Below are 18,220 nucleotides of genomic sequence, written 5' to 3' on the forward strand. Positions count from 1 at the left end.
TATTGTTTAGCCAACAACCAGACGGTTAATATCGTTATAGAAAGCGAAAAGCATTAATGTCAGCAGGACCGCAATGCCAATCTGCTGCCCGATTTCCATGGTCTTCTCGGAAACCGGGCTCCCCTTGATCATTTCGACCATATAATACATCAAATGCCCCCCATCCAATAAGGGGATGGGCAATAAATTGAGCACTCCGAGGCTGATGCTGATCAGTGCCAGAAAGCTGATATACGGAACCCAGCCGAAGCGTGCGGATTGACCGGCATAATCGGCGATGGTAATCGGGCCGCTGATATTTTTCCAGGAAACCTGGCCAGTGACCATCTTGCCCAGCATTTTCAGACTGAACAATGAGGTATCCCAGGTTTTCCGCAGCGCCTGAACAAATGCCCTGCCGACAGGATAACGCACTTCCGTAACCAGTTTTGCGAACAAGGCTGGATCCACCATCGGCGACGCACCGATCTTGCCTACGGGGGAATTCCCATTTTCCTTTACAGAATCGGGAGTCGCTCTTACCTGGAAAGACTCGCCGCCTCTTTTTATGTCCAGCGTCAGGGGCAGACCAGGATTCTGCCTGACCCATTGCACAAGCTCATCCCAGCGATCAAGCGGAGACTGATTCACGGAGAGTATTTCATCCCCGACCCTCAGCCCTGCCTTGGCCGCAACCCCGTCCGGCAGAATCCTGCCGATTTTGGCCGGCAAGTCGGGCTGAAAGCGCATTAACCCGAGCTTGCCCATGAAATCCTTGTCCAACTCGTCGGATGAAAGGCCGCTCAAGTCAAGCTGATGCGTAGCGATTTCTCCACGCTCGTTGCGAGTTTCAATTTCCACAATGGCTTTCTGGACAGCGTGCTGCAGCAATATCCAGTTCACATCCTGCCAGGTCGCAGTCGGCTCGCTGCCGACCTGGGTAATAGTATCGCCGCGATGAAAGGTCGCAGCTGCAGCGGGAGTGGCCAACGGCACCTCACCCAGAACCGGCTTGATACCAGGCACACCGTAAATGAAAAGGAACCAGTACAACAGCACGGCAAGAAGAAGGTTCGCTACCGGCCCGGCCAGCACGATAGCGCTGCGGCGGTAAATGGATTGGCTATTGAAGGCAAAGGGCATGTCGACAGGCTCAATCGGCCCTTCCCGCTCGTCCAGCATCTTGACGTAGCCGCCCAGCGGAAAAGCGGCCAACACCCATTCTGTACCGGCCGATGCAAATTTTTTGGTTATCATCGGCTTACCGAAGCCTACAGAAAAACGCAACACTCTGACACCACACCAGCGTGCCACGATGTAATGGCCGTATTCGTGAACGACGATCAGAATCCCGAGTGTCACGGCAAATGCCGCAAGGGTAAACAACAGGCTCATGCGTATCCCATCACGCGCATCCACTCGAGTGCCGATTCACGCGCCACGGCATCTGCATCGATCACATCTTCCAGTGCCACGACCGGTTTGGAACTATTTTTTTGTAGCACGCTTTCGATCATGGCAGGGATCAGTTTGAAGGGAACGCGTTCATCGAGAAACGCATCTACCGCCACTTCGTTCGCCGCATTCAATGTAGCAGGAGTGGTGCCTCCCTGACGCAAAGCCTGGTAGGCCAGATCCAGACAGGGAAAACGCACCATGTCTGGCGCCTCGAAATCTAGACGCGCGATCTTGAACAGATCCAGCGAGGAGACCCCTGCATCGATCCGTTCTGGAAAACCCAGCGCATACGCAATCGGCGTGCGCATGTCAGGGTTGCCTAGCTGCGCCAGCACCGAGCCATCAATATACTCCACCATGGAATGAATCACACTCTGGGGATGAATCACCACCTGGATTTTGTCCGCGTCTGCGTTAAACAGCCAGTGCGCCTCAATGACTTCCAGGCCCTTGTTCATCATGGTTGCCGAATCAACGGAGATTTTCCGCCCCATGACCCAGTTCGGATGGGCGCAAGCCTGCTGAGGCGTTACATTATCCAAGTCGCTCAACGGCACGGTACGGAAAGGCCCGCCCGACGCGGTGAGCAGGATACGCTTGACCCCAGAACCATCCAGATCACCCGAAAAATCTCGTGGCAGAGACTGGAAAATCGCATTATGCTCACTGTCGATCGGCAACAGCGTGGCTTTGTGCTGCCTGACCGCATCCATGAACACGCTACCCGACATCACCAGCGTTTCCTTGTTGGCAAGCAGAATACGCTTGCCTGCCTTGGCCGCAGCCAGCGAAGGGCGCAATCCGGCACTACCGACAATCGCCGCCATCACGCTATCAACCTGGGGTAGGGATGCCACCCTCTCCAGCGCCTCGATACCGCTAAGCACCTCAACATCAAGGCCAGCCAGTTTGATCTTGCCATGCAGCACTTCTGCGCAATCCGGATCCAGCATGACTGCATAATCGGGCTGAAATTGCCGGCATTGCTCAAACAGGCGGTCGACCTGGCGATTCGCGGTCAGCGCAACCACCCGGAAAAGCTCGGCATGGCGCGCAACGACATCCAGGGTATTCATGCCGATTGTCCCGGTCGAACCGAGCACAGTAATATTTTGAATTTTTGGCATCAGTTTAATACATTATAATTTTTGATGAGCAGCAACCCGAAAGCGGCTATGGGCATCGCCGCAGTCAGGGCGTCAATGCGGTCCAGCACACCGCCATGGCCGGGAAGAATCTGACCACTATCCTTAAGCCCGGCCACGCGCTTCATCCAGGATTCGAACAAATCTCCCAGGATACTGAACAGTGTCAGCAGCCACAGTAACAGTATTCCCAGCCACAAACCCGAACTGAACAGCACGGCGGAATCGTCCCACATTCCCCACGCCAACCCATACAAGCCAACACCCAGGAAAGCACCTGCAACGCCCTCCCAGGTTTTACCCGGGCTGATTGACGGAGCAAGCTTGTGCCGGCCAAATTTGCGACCAGCAAAATAGGCGGCGGTATCGGCGATCCACACCACCGCCAGCAAACCCAGAAGCAGTCCGGGGCCGAAATTTCGCAGTTCCACCAGGGCAAGCCATGTGGGAATCAAAACAATCCAACCGATCAACGCCAGGATAGTCCAGTGCATGGCACGCCATTGATTGCGTAGCCACAGCGGAACCAGGAGCACCCAGAAAAGGAAGGCAATGCCATACAACATGAAATTGACTGACCGAGAAGATTCGACCAGCAGTGCCAGACCGATGAACAGCGTCAGCAGCACATAAACCCATCCCTGAAAATCCGAGAAGGCGGAAATTCTCGACCACTCACGGGCGCCGATCAGCAGCACCACCCCCAGCATCAGTAGCGCCCAACCCATTTCCGGGAGAAGAAACAGTGCGGCTAAAAATAAAGGTAACAGCAACAGAACGGTCAGAACGCGTGTCTTAAGCATTTGACTTAAGCTGCTCGCTGGTGCGCCCGAAGCGGCGCTCTCTTTGCTGGAAGGATTCGATCGCGCGTTTTAAGGCTGTACTATTGAAATCCGGCCACAAGGTGTCGGTAAAATACAGCTCGGCATAGGCCAACTGCCAAAGCATGAAGTTACTGATGCGCTTCTCCCCGCCTGTGCGTATAAACAGATCCGGCTCCGGTGCATAGCTGGTGGAAAGATAGGGCTCCAGATCCTCTTCCTTGAAAGTCTGGCCACAGTCAGGATTAGCCTCCAGCATCCTGTGTGTTGCCTGAACCAAGTCCCATCGGCCACCGTAATTGGCGGCGATGGTCAGGCTCAACCCGGTGTTGTTTTGCGTGAGCGATTCAGCGTGATCTATCATCTCGACCAGTTTGCCCTCAAAACGGGAGCGGTCGCCGATAACTTTCAGCCGAATGTTGTTGTTATGGAGTTTAGTGACTTCCCGCTCTAGTGCGAGCATGAACAACTGCATCAAAAACGACACTTCCTCCGCCGGGCGGCGCCAATTTTCGCTGCTGAAAGCGAACAGTGTCAGGTATTTGACCCCAAGTTCGGAACAGGCCTTTACCGTGGTTCTGACAACTTCAACACCGCGCTTGTGGCCGGCGATACGTGGCATGAAGCGCTTCTTGGCCCATCTGCCGTTGCCATCCATAATGATGGCGATATGATGCGGCACATCCCCGATTTCGGGAATGCTGCGAGTGGAGCTGGTAAACAGGGCCACTTTCGCGACTCTAAATTGCCATCAGGTCGGTTTCTTTAGCTTGAAGGACCTTATCGACTTCAGCAATATACCGGTCAGTCAGCTTCTGAATTTCTTCCTGGGAGCGACGCTCATCATCCTCGCTGATCGCTTTATCTTTCAGCAGATCCTTGAGCGTTGCATTGGCGTCGCGTCGCACATTGCGCACAGCCACTTTGGCGTTTTCAGCCTCGTTCTTGACGACCTTGATCAATTCCCGGCGGCGCTCTTCTGTCAGCGCCGGCGTCGGCACCCGGATCAGATCGCCCTGGCTGGATGGATTAAGACCCAGATCGGAGTCACGGATCGCTTTCTCAACAGCGCCCACCATTTTCTTTTCCCATGGTGTCACGCCGATGTTGCGCGAATCGATCAAGTTGATGTTGGCAACCGTGCTGATCGGCACTAGAGAACCGTAGTAATCGACCATCACGTGATCGAGTATCCCGGTATGAGCGCGCCCGGTGCGCACCTTGCCCAGATCCAACTTCAGAGCCTCGATGCTCTTCTGCATTCTTTGCTCGGCTGATTTTTTTACGTCTGCAATCATGTCAAGAATCCTTCCTGTCCAGACTCAACCCACTTTATTAGTGAGCTTTCAACACTCAACCAGCGTTCCTTCATCTTCGCCCATCACTACACGTTTCAACGCGCCATGCTTGAAAATGCTGAAAACACACAGCGGCATTTTTTGATCGCGGCACAACGCTAGCGCGGTAGCGTCCATGACTTTGAGGTTTTTCGAAATTGCCTCGTCGAAGCTGAGACGGTCATAGCGTGTTGCTTCCGGATCGGTCTTCGGGTCCGCAGTGTAAACGCCATCCACTTTGGTCGCCTTGAGCACTACCTGCGCAGCCATCTCGGAGGCGCGCAGCGCAGCAGCGGTGTCGGTGGTAAAAAAGGGATTCCCGGTTCCTGCACCGAAAATCACCACTTTACCTTCTTCCAGATAGCGCAATGCCTTGCCACGAATATAAGGTTCCGCTACCTGTTGAATAGTCAGCGCCGATTGCACTCGCGCGATGAGGCCTGCGCGTCGCATGGCATCCTGTAGCGCCAATGCGTTCATCACGGTAGCCAGCATACCCATATAGTCGGCGGTGGCGCGATCCATACCCGCGGATGCGGGTGCCACACCACGGAAAATGTTGCCGCCTCCGACCACTACCGCGACTTCCACCCCAAGTTGAATCACATCGCCGATTTCGGAAACGATGCGATCGATGACATCGCGGTTGATACCGTAGCTGTCATCGCCCATCAGCGCTTCGCCAGAAAGCTTGATCAGAATGCGTTTGTACTTGGGAGTGGGCATAGTCATTACACCTTTGCGGCAGCCGCCACTTCCGCGGCAAAATCGGTACTACGCTTCTCGATACCCTCGCCCACCACGAACATCTGGAAGGCATTGACCTGGGCACCTTTGGAAGCCAGCAATTTTTCCACGGTCATGTCGGGGTCCTTGACGAAGGGCTGGCCAACCAGGGTCACTTCGGCGAGATACTTGGTAACCCGGCCTTCCACCATCTTCTCGACGATGTTGGCAGGCTTGCCGCTTTCGGCTGCCTGGGCGGTATAAATCTCACGTTCCTTGGCGAGCAGATCAGCAGGTACTTGTTCCTTGGAAACGCAAACCGGTTTGCTGGCAGCGATGTGCATGGCGATATCCTTGCCCAGCGACTCTTCGCCGCCGGTGTAATCCACCAGAACGCCGATCTTGGTGCCATGCAGGTAGGCCGCCATTTGGCCAGCCGAACTGAAGCGAACAAAACGGCGCGCCGCAATATTTTCGCCCAGCTTCATCACCAGACCTTGGCGTGCTTCCTCAATGGTGCTGCCCGAAGCCAGCTTCATCGCGGACAGAGCAGCAACATCCGCTGGATTCTGCTGCGCCACGACCTGGGCCAATTCCTTGGCAAAGTTGTTGAAATCGTCGTTCTTGGCGACGAAATCGGTTTCGCAGTTGACTTCGATCAGGGCGCCAGTCTTGCGGTCGGCACTGATAAAGCTGCCCACCATGCCTTCCGCAGCAATGCGGCTGGCTGCCTTGCCAGCCTTGGCGCCGCTCTTGATGCGCATCGCATCTTCAGCTGCCTTGATATCGCCGTTTGCCTCAACCAGTGCCTTCTTGCACTCCATCATGCCGAGGCCGGTCAATTCACGCAGGTCCTTGACCATGCTTGCGGTGATTTCCGCCATGTTAAAACTCCTTGCTAAGATATATTTAAGCTGTCGCAGCTAGCGCTTTTTACGGCACGCGCGCCATTAAAATTCAAATTCAGACATAAAAAAGGGGCTCAAAGGCCCCTTTTTTGCAGGCTGATTACTCAGCCACCTGCTCTTCAACCTCGACAAACTCCTCGCCGACGATCTCCTGCAGCGACTGACTACGCCCTTCCAGAATTGCATCGGCAGCGCCCCTGACGTACAAACGGATGGCCTGAGTAGAGTCGTCATTACCGGGAATAACGTAATTGATGCCAATCGGGGAGTTATTGGTATCCACCACGCCAACCACCGGAATGCCCAGCTTGTTGGCTTCAGTGATCGCGCCCTTCTCGTGGCCGACGTCGATCACGAAAATCATATCCGGCAGGCCGCCCATGTCCTTGATCCCGCCCAGGCTGCGTTCCAGCTTGTCCAGTTCGCGACGAAGAAGCAAAGCTTCTTTCTTGGCCAGCTTGCTGATATTTTCTTCCGACAGCATGGTCTGCACTTCCTGAAGACGCTTGATGGATTGCTTGACCGTCTTGAAGTTGGTCAGCATGCCGCCGAGCCAGCGGAAATTCACGAAATGGCAACCCGCGCGCTCTGCTTCTTCCTTAAGGATTTCACGAGCTTGGCGCTTGGTGCCGACAAACAGGATGTTGCCCTTGTTCGAAGCCAGTTTGCGCATGAACTTCATCGCATCCTGGTACATCGGCAGGGTTTTTTCCAGGTTGATAATGTGAATCTTGTTACGGTCGCCGAAAATATATGGCGCCATCTTGGGGTTCCAGTAACGGGTTTGGTGTCCGAAATGGACGCCCGCTTCCAACATCTGACGCATGGTCACTGACATTTTGCTGCTCCTAGTAAGGGTTATGCCTCCACCCGCCCGATACCACCCGGCAAGCCGGGCACCCTGTACGTTAAGCGGATGTGCGAAGTTTTAAGTTTTCAAGCCATTGGCCATAAAACTTAACTTGCAATTCTAACATGCCTGCAAGGATTTCCTCAAGGACGAATGTAAGCCCAGCCCTCTCTCTGCCGTTTCATCAGCTCCACCACTCCCGTCTTGACGTAGCCAACCGACGGGTACATGTCCTCACGAGACAGCTTGCGGCCGATCATGGTATTTTCGCAGGCCACGATTTTCACGCCACGACGGACAGCTTCATCGATTTTTTCGGCTATCTCGGTTTCCAGCAGCACCATGTCCAAGCCCGGGCCATAGGCCAACACTTCGATTTGCACATTTTTCATACCTAACTCTAACTGCACATTTTTTGCATTGCTGAGAGTGAGATACCATTTCTGAGGCTCGTTGTCGCTCACCTGGAAAATCACCTTGTGAACAGGTTTTGCAGAAGATCCGCCGGCATGGGCTGGAAAAATCACTTGCAGCAACAGCGCAGAGAGCAAAAATGCTTTTATCAGGCTCATTAAGACCTCCTCCAACAAATCTTGGGACTCACAGTAATTTGATATACTGACCGCAATTTAATTCTATCAGCGGCGCCATGTCCATCATAATCAAAACCCCGGAAGAAATTGAAAAAATGCGCATCGTCGGCAAACTGGCGGCCGAACTGCTCGACTATATCGGGCCATTCGTCAAAGCAGGCGTCACCACAGGTGACCTGGACAAGCTCTGCCACGATTACACCGTAGATGTGCAGCATGCCATACCCGCCCCGCTGAATTACGCGCCTTCCGGCCACCACCCTTACCCGAAATCCATATGCACGTCCGTCAACCATCAGGTTTGCCATGGCGTTCCCAGCGATAAAAAACTCAAATCCGGCGACATCATTAACATCGACGTCACCACCATCAAGGATGGCTATCATGGGGATAGCAGCCGCATGTTCTACGTCGGCGAGCCCTCTATCCAGGCAAAGCGCCTGTGTGAAATCACCTACGAGTGCATGTGGCTCGGCATTGCCGTTATCAAACCCGGCGCCCGCCTGGGCGACATTGGAAATGTCATACAGCAGCGTGCCGAGAGCAATGGATACAGTGTAGTCCGCGAGTTTTGCGGCCACGGTATCGGCGCAAACTTCCACGAAGAACCCCAGGTCGTACACTACGGCAAGGCTGGAACCGGCGTAGAACTGGTTCCCGGCATGATCTTCACCGTCGAACCGATGATCAATGCCGGTCGGCGCGACATTCGCCAGCTTGGTGACGGTTGGTCCATCGTGACCAAAGATCACAGCCTGTCGGCACAATGGGAACATACCATCCTGGTCACCGAAACCGGTTATGAAGTCTTGACGCTGTCCGCCGGTTCGCCCAAGAAACCCGATTTCATCAGCTGACCCAGATGGTTCCTCCCTCCATGGACACGAAGCGGTGGCGAGAAACCCTCCAGATCGGCAGGAGTAAGCTGCGGCATACCTATCTGAAGAACGGTAATGCCGCTGCTCTCCTGCACGGCCACAGCAGGCTGGTGGATAAGCTGCTTCAGACCATCTGGCGTCACTTATCCTTACCTTCCTCTAGCGTGCTTATCGCCGTTGGCGGTTACGGCCGCCAACAACTTTTTCCCGGTTCAGACACCGATCTGCTGATCCTTCTCCCATCAAACCCGGATGAGATGCTCGGGCAGAAACTGGAACAGCTCATCGGTTTGCTATGGGACACCGGCCTGGAAGTCGGCCACAGCGTGCGTACCCTGCCCGAATGTCTGGAGGAAGCGAAGGACATCACGGTCCAGACCAATCTGCTCGAAGCGCGCTTCCTGGCCGGGAACCGCACGCTGTTTCAAAGATTTACTGTTGCGGCACAGGAAAACCTGAATGCCCAGGATTTTTTCGAAGCGAAACTGCTGGAACAACAGCGGCGCTATGCTCGCTTCCACGATACCGCCTACAACCTGGAACCCAACCTGAAGGAAAGTCCGGGCGGCCTGCGGGATTTGCAAAATATCCTGTGGGTCAGCCGTGCGCTGGGTTTAGGGGATAACTGGAACAAGCTGGCGCTTGGATCCATCATTACCGTCCAGGAAGCCCGTCAAATCCGTAGCCACGAACGCTTTCTGGAAAATCTGCGCATTCGCCTTCACTATCTCGCCCGGCGGCGCGAAGACCGCCTCCTGTTCGACCACCAGACGCTGCTTGCCGAGCAATGCGGATATACGGACAAAGCCCAACACAGAGCCAGCGAACAATTGATGCAGCGCTATTACCGCACCGCCAAGGCGGTCAGCCTGCTCAACGAAATCCTGCTAAAAAATCTGCGCGAGCGCACCTCCCCTGCTGCCTTAAGGCAGGTTGACCCTATCAACGAAACCTTTCAGGCTCGCAATGGGCTGCTCGAAATCACTGATACAGACGCATTTCAGCGTGAACCGAGCATCATCCTGGAAAGTTTTCTACTGCTGCAGCAACACCCTGAATTGAGCGGCATGAGTGCGACCACGCTGCGCGCATTGTGGCGTTCGACGCCAAAAATCAATGCCGCCTTCCGGCGCCAGCCCAGCAATCAGGCACTGTTCATGCAAATCATCCGGCAGCCGCGCGGGCTCACCCACGAACTGCGCCTGATGAACCAGCTTGGCATCCTGGGACGCTACATTCCAGCCTTTGGCCGGATTGTCGGCCAGATGCAGCATGACCTGTTCCATGTCTACACAGTGGACGAGCACATCATGATGGTGGTGCGCAATCTGAGGCGTTTTACCGTACCGGAATTCGCCCATGAGTTTCCGCTGGCCAGTGGCCTCATCAACAATTTCGAACGCCCGGAAGTGCTTTATCTGGCAGGCCTGTTCCACGACATCGCCAAAGGAAGGGGGGGTGACCACTCGACGCTGGGCACGGTGGATGCGCGCCGCTTCTGCCGACAGCATGGCCTGAGCGAGGAGAGCACCGACATGGTTACCTGGCTGGTGGAGAACCACTTGGTCATGTCAGCCACAGCTCAAAAACAGGATACCAGCGACCCAGAAGTAATCGAATCCTTCGCCAATCGGGTTCGCGATCAACGCCACCTCGTCGCACTTTATTTACTCACCGTCGCCGATATTCGAGGCACCAGCCCGAAAGTCTGGAATGGCTGGAAAGGAAAGCTGCTGGAGGATCTGTTCAGGGCAACACAACGTTACCTGGCGAGTGGCAGCACCCCGCTGGATACGCACCTTCAGACAAGGCAAACCGAAGCCCTGTCCATTCTCCGCCTTTATGCCTTCGCTAACGACGCGCACCAGGCGTTATGGGCGCAACTGGAATCGGGCTATTTCCTTCGGCATGAGGCACAGGAAATTGCCTGGCACGTCCGCAACCTCCATGCCAAGGTCAACTCCGGGCAACCCGTTGTCAAGGCACGTTTAAGCCCCGCAGGGGAAGGCATCCAGGTGATGATCTACACGCCGGACAAGGACGATCTATTCACCCGTATTTGCAGTTTTTTCGAGCGCAACGACTTCAACATCGTCGAAGCCAAAATCCACACCAGCCGCCATGGCTACGCCCTTGACAGCTACGTGGTCCTGGATGAGGCTAACCGCGCTGCCCATTATCGCGATTTGCTGAGTTTTATCGAATATGAATTATCACAACGACTGACCCCGGACAAGGCACCGGAACCACCCTTGCAAGGGCGCCTGAGCCGCCACCTCAAGCATTTCCCGATTACGCCGGAAATTTCAGTCAAACCTGACGAAAAAAGGGTCTACCATGTGTTGTCAATCGTTGCAGGCGACCGTCCCGGCTTGCTTTCACGTATTGCCCAGGTACTTCTGAAGCACCGTATTCATTTGCATACAGCAAAAATCGCAACGCTGGGTGAGCGCGCCGAGGATACCTTCCTGATTACCGGTGCGGAACTGGAAAACCCGAAAGAAGTGCTGCGTCTCGAAGCCGATTTGCGGCAGCAATTACAGGCAACCCACTGATAATTTGTCATGTCGGATTCATATAGACTCAATTTAAGAAAGCAGGAGCTAGAGTGACATCTCCAGACTCGCTTGATCCCTCCGACTGGCAAGACCTCCGGGCTCAAGGCCATCGCATGCTCGACGACATGCTGGACTACCTCGAGCATATCCGCGAGCGTCCGGTCTGGCAGCCGATCCCGCAGGATGTGCGCAACCTGTTCCAGCAAAATCTTCCCCAGAAACCAAGCGATCTTGCCGCAGTCCATAAATCCTTCATGCAGGATGTTCTACCCTACACCGTCGGCAACGCCCATCCGGGCTTCATGGGTTGGGTCCATGGCGGAGGAACACCCGTAGGCATGCTGGCGGAGATGCTGGCCGCCGGACTGAACGCGAATCTCGGTGGTCGTGACCAGATGCCGGTTGAGGTTGAGCAACAGGTGGTGCAGTGGGTTCGCGAACTCTTCAGTTTTCCGGAAAGTGCTAGCGGGCTGTTTGTAACCGGCACCTCCATGGCGAATCTGATCGGTGTTCTGGTTGCCCGCACCGCTGCCCTCGGCACCGGCGTGCGCCATGAAGGACTCGCAGCCAGCGACAAACAATTGACTGCCTACACCTCAGCGGGTGCACACGGTTGCATTGCGCAGGCGATGGATCTTTCCGGTCTTGGAATCGACGCCTTGCGAGTCATTCCGATGAACGATCAATACCAGATGGATATTGCTGCGCTTGAACGTTCCATCGCAGCGGACAGAAACGCCGGATTTAGCCCATTCTTCATTGCCGGAACCGCCGGTACGGTCGATGTCGGCGCGATCGACAATCTCACCGCCTTAGCCGATATCGCCCATAGGGAAGGGCTGTGGTTTCATGTTGATGGCGCCTACGGTGCTCTGGGCATATTGGCACCGGATATTGCACCACGCCTGAAAGGCATCGGTCGAGCAGATTCCATCGCACTGGATTTCCATAAGTGGGGACAAGTTCCGTACGATGCCGGCTTTATCCTGGTTAGAGATGGCCATCTGCATTACGACACCTTCGCCTCACCAGCTGCTTACCTGCGACGTGAAACCCGGGGATTGGCGGCTGGATCGCCCTGGCCTTGCGATTTTGGGCCCGATCTCTCGCGTGGCTTCCGCGCTCTCAAAACGTGGTTCACGATTAAAGTATATGGCGCTGAAAAGCTCGGTCAAATGATTTCAAACACCTGCACGCTTGCCCAATACATGAAGCAGCGCATCGAGACATCACCGGAACTTGAACTCCTTGCACCGGTCTCGCTGAACATCGTCTGCTTTCGCTACCGCAGCGAAGATGCCGACCGGGTGAATGCGAACATTGTTGTTGCCCTGCAGGAGTCGGGGATAGCCGCACCGTCAACGACCACCATCGATGGGCACCTCGCCATTCGAGCCGCCATCGTCAATCACCGCACCTGCTCAGATGACATCGACGCCTTGATCAATGCAACGATTGCCTTCGGTCAGGTTCACGCCAAACCCATGCAAGACTAGGAAACTGCCATGTCTAATGAAAATGGGCAAGAGCCGCTCATCGGCCTGGCTGCCTTAATGCGTATGGCCTACTCCGGCGTTGGCCTCGCGCCGTTGGGAGCTCAGCTAATCGCTCGCGCAGAGCGCAATCCGAACGATGCCAATGCGTTGATGGATTTGTCTACGGTACTGCAGCTCAGGGGGAATCGCGAAATGGCACTGGGCGTACAAGCCCAGGCACTGTCAATTCAGCAGCTTTATCGCCCGCCGACAGCTAGCGAAAAACCTGGCATCCATCTACTCGCCATCATGGGGCCTGGGGACTTGATGTCAAACTCGCCGCTGGAGTTTCTGCTAGAAGACGCCGATGTTGTGCTTGACCTGCTCTATATTACTCCGGGCCTGCCTTTGCCGCCGGCCTTGCCCGATCATGACGTGTTGTTCGTTGCCATTGCCCAGTCTGACCAGAATCTTCCCCTGTTAAAGGAAACAACGCGCGCCATAAAGTCCTGGCCACGCCCGGTACTCAATATGCCGGATCGAATTGGCTTGATGTCGCGCGATGACGCTTGTGCGCTGCTAAAATCCGTGCCAGAGGTAGTCATGCCGGTCACGGCACGAATATCCAGACAAACTCTGGAACAAATCGGCCGCGAAGCGCTATCGATCACCGCCATCCTTGAAGATGGCGATTACCCCATCATCGTCCGGCCAGTCGACTCCCATGCAGGCCAAGGCCTGGATAAAATAGCGTATCCGGCCGCCATTGCGGACTACCTGAATAAGTCGCCGAACAGCGAGTTCTATGTGGCGCGTTTTGTCGATTATCGAAGCCCGGATGGGCAGTTCCGAAAATACCGAATCGTGCTCATCGAAGGCCGCCCGTTTGTCAGTCATATGGGCATCTCTGACCACTGGATGATTCATTACCTGAATGCAGGGATGGCCGACAGCGCCGAAAAACGAGATGAAGAAGCACATTTCATGGCCGATTTCGACACCGGCTTCGCACGCCGGCACGAACAGGCCTTCCGCGCCATCAACGAGCGGGTTGGTCTCGATTACCTCGGCATCGACTGCGGCGAGACCGCCGATGGAAAATTACTGATTTTCGAGATTGACAGCTGCATGATCGTCCACGCAATCGATCCGGTCGACGTATTTCCCTACAAACAGCCTCAGATGAAAAAAGTATTCTCTGCATTTCGCGAGATGCTGTTAAATGCGATACAGCGCAGCCATCCTTAAGAGAAGCCGTCAACCATGAGAAGGAAGCCTGTCACTTCCCCAGGAGATATCCCGTCCACAGAGCAGCTACTGGTGGAGGGCGGCGATGCGCGCATTGCGCTTGAACCTGACGACGTTTTGAACAAATATGGTTGCCAGCCATTCCCGGATCCAGATCTAGCCGCTTTCGGATCATCGACAGCATCGGTCATTTCTGCTGAGAGCTTCGCCGCAGCCGACAAACTGCGTCATCGCATCTTCCTCACAGCCGGAGCCGAGTCCGAAGCAGTCACTTATACCCGGGAACTCAATCTGATTCGCCAGGAATTGCTTCGCTTGTGCGGAGTATCCGACCTCGCCGGTATCGAGGTGGTCTTTGCCTCATCAGGCACTGATCTTCACTTGATTGCCGCCCAGCTTGCTGGCGGTACCGAATCCATGCCCACTCTCATCGTCATGGTGAACGCTGCGGAGACGGGCAGCTATGTACCGGCAGCACTGGCCGGTCGCCACTTCAGTAGCCGAGCCTCATTGGGTGAATCGGTCATCGAAGGGGCATCCATCTTTAGCGGTAGTACAGTTGAAGTCGTGACCGTGCCCATTCGCCATGATGATGGTACCCCACGAGCGACAACTGACGTAGACGCCGACTTCGAATCCCTGGTAACCGGAGCGGCCGAAATGGGGAGACGCGTACTCCTGGTGCTTGTCGACGTCTCCAAAACCGGACTGATCGCGCCCAGTCCGGCCTGCGTTTCGCGACTACAGCATAGGCTGCCGGGAACAATGGATGTCCTCGTCGATGCCTGCCAGTTCCGGATCGCCCCCTCTACCCTGCTCGCCTATCTGAAACATGATTTCATGGTGGCGCTGACTGGATCGAAATTCGTGACCGGCCCGACCTTTTCCGGCGCGCTACTCATCCCCCCGGCAGTCGCGCTGCGGCTGCGGAAACGGCCTTTCCCTCCCGCACTGGGAGCCTATTCCACCCAGGGAGATTGGCCTCAAGGCTGGGACACCGCGGGTTACCTCGAAAATGTTGCCAATTTTGGGCTTCTGTTGCGCTGGGAAGCGGCTTTGGAGGAGTTGCGCGCATTTCGCTCGGTGCCTGAGTCAAAAGCCGCAGGCTTTCTCCAGGCTTTTGCCAGCGCTGTCCAGGATCGACTGACGCGCGATCTGGCCTTCGAACCCTTGCCCGTTCCTGAGCTTGATCGTCACCCCTTGATCGAAGCATCAAGCTGGGATGATATCCCGACGATCTTCCCGTTCCTGCTCTTTCATCCCGAAACCCCTGACGGGAAGCAACCTTTTAACCGCGAAGAAACAGCGCAGGTCTACCGACTGTTGCAAGCCGACCTGTCCAACCATCCCGGCTCAGGACACGCCGGGATAAACAATGATAGTGCCAGATTACGCTGCCAGTTGGGACAGCCGGTTGCATGCGGCAACCGTAACGGTATCTTGGTCAGCGCGTTGCGACTATGCGTCAGCTCGCGTCTCATCGTCGAGGCGACATCAGACGGTGGGCGCAATACCGCCATCGTCATCGCGAGGGCGATGGCGGCACTAGACAAAATCGCGATGCTTGTGAAAAATAATTATTTTAAAAATATCGCCATCGGAAGCCAGGGAAGCGAGGACGAAAACGAGTGCCACTACCTCGGGCAGTTCATCCCCCTGCACTACCACCACAACATGCTGATGGACGAATACCGCATGGGTCGTTTCAAGGCAGCTATCAACCACACGGTTTTTGAGGGCGCCAAGGTCCTGGAGCTGGGAGGGGGAACCGGCGTCTTGTCCTGTTTTGCAGCATCCAAAGCGAGCAAGGTCTGGTGCGTGGAATTCAACCCTGATCTGGTAGCGGAGTCACGACGTCTGCTGGCGCACAATCCGGATGGGCACAAAGTGAAAGTAATCCACGCCGATGCCTTTCATTACCTGCCCCCAGAGCCTGTAGACGTGGTGATCTGCGAAATGATCCACTCGGCGATGTTGCGGGAAAAACAGGTCGCGGTCATCAACGCTTTCAAGGATCGCTACCAGCGTCGCTTCGGCACCCCACTGCCTGTTTTCGTGCCGGAAGCCATCATCATGGCAGTCCAGCCACTACAGCAAACTTATGATTTTTTCGGCTTTCACGCGCCCATCGTTCAGTTCCAGTCACCGCATGCCATCCTGCCCGGTACGCTTGAGATGGCGGCACCAGTGGTTTACAGCACGCTCGACTTCACCCTGCCCACTTCTCCAGAGATCCAATGGGTAGGCACTTTCTCCATGGAAAGGGACGGGACGGTCAACGCCCTGCGCTTCGTGACAAAAAACATTCTGGCGGTAGTACTTGAGCAAGACACCACGATAGATTGGCTAGGCGGCCATCTTGTGCTGCCCTTGGCCGAACCGTTGGAAGTCAAAGCCGGCGACGTGATCCAGATAAGCTTCCGCTATTTTGCTGGCGGGTCGTTGAAGTCTTTGGAAAAAAACATGCGTGCCACACTGCTGGATTCTGAATGACAGGATGTCTGTTATATGGGTGGTGGCTTGTTGTCCACGCCACCATGCTCCAGCTGGTAAAGCCAGGCAAGTAGTTCCGCCACCGCGAAATAAAGCTCCGGCGGAATATGCTGATCCAGATCCACCTGCATCAACAACGAAACCAGTTCGGGCGATTCGTGCACATAGACGCCGGCATCCCGGGCACGCTCGATAATCGCCTCGGCCAGCAAACCCCGGCCCTTCGCCACCACCTGGGGCGCCGCCTTGCCGGCGCTGTAAGCCAGCGCGACAGCAAGTTGCTGGCTATCAGGTTTTTTCATGCCGCTCCACCGACATGGCCAGCACATTCAGGCCGGCAGCCTCCATCGAGTTACGCAGCCTGTCCTGCGCCCCTCTCATCGCTTCCGCTGTACCCGCATCTACTGCCTTTAGTTCGACACGCAAGCCCTGCTGGGTAAAGGCCAGCGATGCCTGCACATCGCCCAATCTAGGTAGTTGAAGGCGCAAACTGGTCTGCCAGTGCGGCATTTCTGCCTCTCCAACACCCCCTTCGCGTGCGCCCCGCTCTTCCACCCGCCACTCCATCGGCTGTCCCTGCCACACCTGCCCCTGCCATATCAGCTGACGGGAGTCGAGCGTTTGCAACTGCTGCTGAACCAGGGTAACGGCCTCGGCATGAACGGGCATCCTGGAGGCGCTTTGTGCAAGAAGTCCCTCTGATTGCATCAATGCAGGAGCATTCTTCTGCGCAACCTCAGCTCCCGACCCTGGAATCAAAACCGGAAGCTTGCCCTGCGGCTCCTGCATCAAATCTGTCAGTCGCCTTTCTCCGGCGACCCATTGCGCCTGGTGCGACTCATAGAACAAGCCACTCTGAGACAAAGCATTACGCAGGGAAGCGGCAAAATCCTTGATATCGGATGGCGCAGCGGAAAGAAGCGGAGCCGTCTTGTTAAGCGGAGCAGCTTGTGTTTCTGACTGGTCAGATATTTTTTGCAGCAGAGCGCCGAGATAACGTACCGAATCGCTGAGGCTGACTTGCGGTTTGGCGCCAGCCGCAAGATTGTTGCCTGCCGCGGAAGGCAAATCGCGAGTAAGCGCGAAGGTGAGGCGAGGCTGATTGGAAACGAAGGTCAACTCAACCTTATCACCAGGCTGGGTATTGCGGGGCAGATTCATGTCTAGCGAGGCATCACCGACTTGCACCTGGAATCGCCCATTCGGCAGGCTAGCCAGCACCACGGCTGACAAGCGCTGGCCAGGTACCCATTGGGCCTCCTCCAGCGGAGTCTGAGCGACATCAATGAGAGGTGGCGCTGAGGTTTTAATCAGCAGTTGCAGCTGATTTAAAACATCATTATGAATCATTGGATTGATTACGGTGCATAGCGACGATCAATTCCGCCTCGCCGCGTGAAATGCCGCAACTGGCAGCCACCTCATTCACGTTGAGTCCCTGCTGAGCCATTTGTATCGCGTGGGTATATGGGGTAACCGCAACCTGCTGTGTCTTCAGTTTCTCAAGCTCCTTCTGCAACTTGTCGACTTGACCCTGAAGCTGAGCGAACTCCATCTCCAGAGATTGCACCTCACGGCTTTTGGCGTGGGCTTCAGCCCCTCTTTGCCAAATCCGCCATCCACGGGGTTTAGCAGAGCGCATCAACAGCAGCATCTCGGCGATATAAACCGCCAGCACCAGCACCGCGCCTATGAGCAATTCACGCCAGGTAATTACAAAGGATTCCAAATTGGATCTCGGCTTAAAAAAT

The 18,220-nt window shown here is 55.4% G+C and carries 17 protein-coding genes; 5 read left to right on the forward strand and 12 right to left on the reverse strand.

Annotation, left to right across the window (positions count from 1 at the left end; translation table 11 throughout):
- Positions 1-6: 6 nt before the first annotated feature.
- From rseP to SCD_RS08100, 9 genes are all read right to left on the reverse strand, one after another.
- Positions 7-1,374: an RIP metalloprotease RseP gene (rseP, locus tag SCD_RS08060; protein WP_009205594.1), complete on the reverse strand. Its 1,368-nt coding sequence runs from the start codon at positions 1,372-1,374 to the stop codon at positions 7-9.
- A complete protein-coding gene (gene ispC / locus SCD_RS08065) occupies positions 1,371-2,564 on the reverse strand; it encodes a 1-deoxy-D-xylulose-5-phosphate reductoisomerase (RefSeq protein ID WP_009205593.1) in 1,194 nt (397 codons plus the stop codon). Before ispC ends, rseP begins: the two co-directional genes overlap by 4 nt.
- On the reverse strand, positions 2,564-3,385 hold the full coding sequence (locus tag SCD_RS08070) for a phosphatidate cytidylyltransferase (RefSeq protein WP_009205592.1): 822 nt from the start codon (positions 3,383-3,385) through the stop codon (positions 2,564-2,566). The genes ispC and SCD_RS08070 overlap by 1 nt, the downstream gene beginning before the upstream one ends.
- Positions 3,378-4,133 (reverse strand): isoprenyl transferase, encoded by a 756-nt coding sequence (locus tag SCD_RS08075; protein ID WP_009205591.1) that lies wholly within the window; start codon positions 4,131-4,133, stop codon positions 3,378-3,380. Before SCD_RS08075 ends, SCD_RS08070 begins: the two co-directional genes overlap by 8 nt.
- Positions 4,134-4,143: 10 nt before the next feature.
- Entirely contained in the window at positions 4,144-4,701 is a 558-nt protein-coding gene (gene frr, locus SCD_RS08080) for a ribosome recycling factor (RefSeq protein ID WP_009205590.1), read from the reverse strand.
- 48 nt (positions 4,702-4,749) lie between these two features.
- The gene (pyrH, locus tag SCD_RS08085) at positions 4,750-5,466 is read right to left on the reverse strand and encodes a UMP kinase (protein ID WP_023506899.1); all 717 of its coding nucleotides are present in this window, start codon (positions 5,464-5,466) and stop codon (positions 4,750-4,752) included.
- 5 nt (positions 5,467-5,471) lie between these two features.
- A complete protein-coding gene (tsf, locus tag SCD_RS08090) occupies positions 5,472-6,350 on the reverse strand; it encodes a translation elongation factor Ts (RefSeq protein ID WP_009205588.1) in 879 nt (292 codons plus the stop codon).
- 124 nt (positions 6,351-6,474) lie between these two features.
- A complete protein-coding gene (rpsB, locus tag SCD_RS08095) occupies positions 6,475-7,212 on the reverse strand; it encodes a 30S ribosomal protein S2 (RefSeq protein WP_009205587.1) in 738 nt (245 codons plus the stop codon).
- Positions 7,213-7,367: 155 nt separating this feature from the next.
- On the reverse strand, positions 7,368-7,796 hold the full coding sequence (locus SCD_RS08100; RefSeq protein ID WP_009205586.1) for a DsrE family protein: 429 nt from the start codon (positions 7,794-7,796) through the stop codon (positions 7,368-7,370).
- A 77-nt stretch (positions 7,797-7,873) separates the two neighbouring features.
- Between SCD_RS08100 and map the strand changes: the two genes are divergently transcribed.
- The 5 genes from map to SCD_RS16855 are packed head-to-tail and all read left to right on the forward strand — an operon-like array spanning position 7,874 to position 16,469.
- The gene (map, locus tag SCD_RS08105; protein ID WP_009205585.1) at positions 7,874-8,674 is read left to right on the forward strand and encodes a type I methionyl aminopeptidase; all 801 of its coding nucleotides are present in this window, start codon (positions 7,874-7,876) and stop codon (positions 8,672-8,674) included.
- Positions 8,675-8,694: 20 nt separating this feature from the next.
- Complete coding sequence (locus tag SCD_RS08110) at positions 8,695-11,250, forward strand: [protein-PII] uridylyltransferase (protein ID WP_232504395.1); 2,556 nt, start codon at positions 8,695-8,697, stop codon at positions 11,248-11,250.
- Between the two features lie 53 nt (positions 11,251-11,303).
- A complete protein-coding gene (locus tag SCD_RS08115; RefSeq protein ID WP_009205583.1) occupies positions 11,304-12,749 on the forward strand; it encodes a pyridoxal phosphate-dependent decarboxylase family protein in 1,446 nt (481 codons plus the stop codon).
- Positions 12,750-12,758: 9 nt separating this feature from the next.
- Complete coding sequence (locus SCD_RS08120) at positions 12,759-13,976, forward strand: ATP-grasp domain-containing protein (protein WP_009205582.1); 1,218 nt, start codon at positions 12,759-12,761, stop codon at positions 13,974-13,976.
- A gap of 15 nt (positions 13,977-13,991) precedes the next feature.
- Positions 13,992-16,469: a methyltransferase domain-containing protein gene (locus tag SCD_RS16855; RefSeq protein ID WP_009205581.1), complete on the forward strand. Its 2,478-nt coding sequence runs from the start codon at positions 13,992-13,994 to the stop codon at positions 16,467-16,469.
- 11 nt (positions 16,470-16,480) lie between these two features.
- Here the strand turns inward: SCD_RS16855 and SCD_RS08130 are convergent, their stop codons facing one another.
- Genes SCD_RS08130 through SCD_RS08140 form a run of 3 tightly spaced genes read right to left on the reverse strand, consistent with a single transcriptional unit; the run spans position 16,481 to position 18,198 of the window.
- Positions 16,481-16,771, reverse strand: coding sequence for an EscU/YscU/HrcU family type III secretion system export apparatus switch protein (locus tag SCD_RS08130; RefSeq protein WP_009205580.1), 291 nt, complete (start codon positions 16,769-16,771; stop codon positions 16,481-16,483).
- Positions 16,758-17,819 (reverse strand): flagellar hook-length control protein FliK, encoded by a 1,062-nt coding sequence (fliK, locus tag SCD_RS08135; RefSeq protein ID WP_009205579.1) that lies wholly within the window; start codon positions 17,817-17,819, stop codon positions 16,758-16,760. The genes SCD_RS08130 and fliK overlap by 14 nt, the downstream gene beginning before the upstream one ends.
- Positions 17,809-18,198, reverse strand: coding sequence for a DUF2802 domain-containing protein (locus SCD_RS08140; RefSeq protein WP_009205578.1), 390 nt, complete (start codon positions 18,196-18,198; stop codon positions 17,809-17,811). Before SCD_RS08140 ends, fliK begins: the two co-directional genes overlap by 11 nt.
- Positions 18,199-18,220: the final 22 nt, after the last annotated feature.

The sequence above is a fragment of the Sulfuricella denitrificans skB26 genome (assembly GCF_000297055.2).
Lineage (GTDB): Bacteria > Pseudomonadota > Gammaproteobacteria > Burkholderiales > Sulfuricellaceae > Sulfuricella > Sulfuricella denitrificans.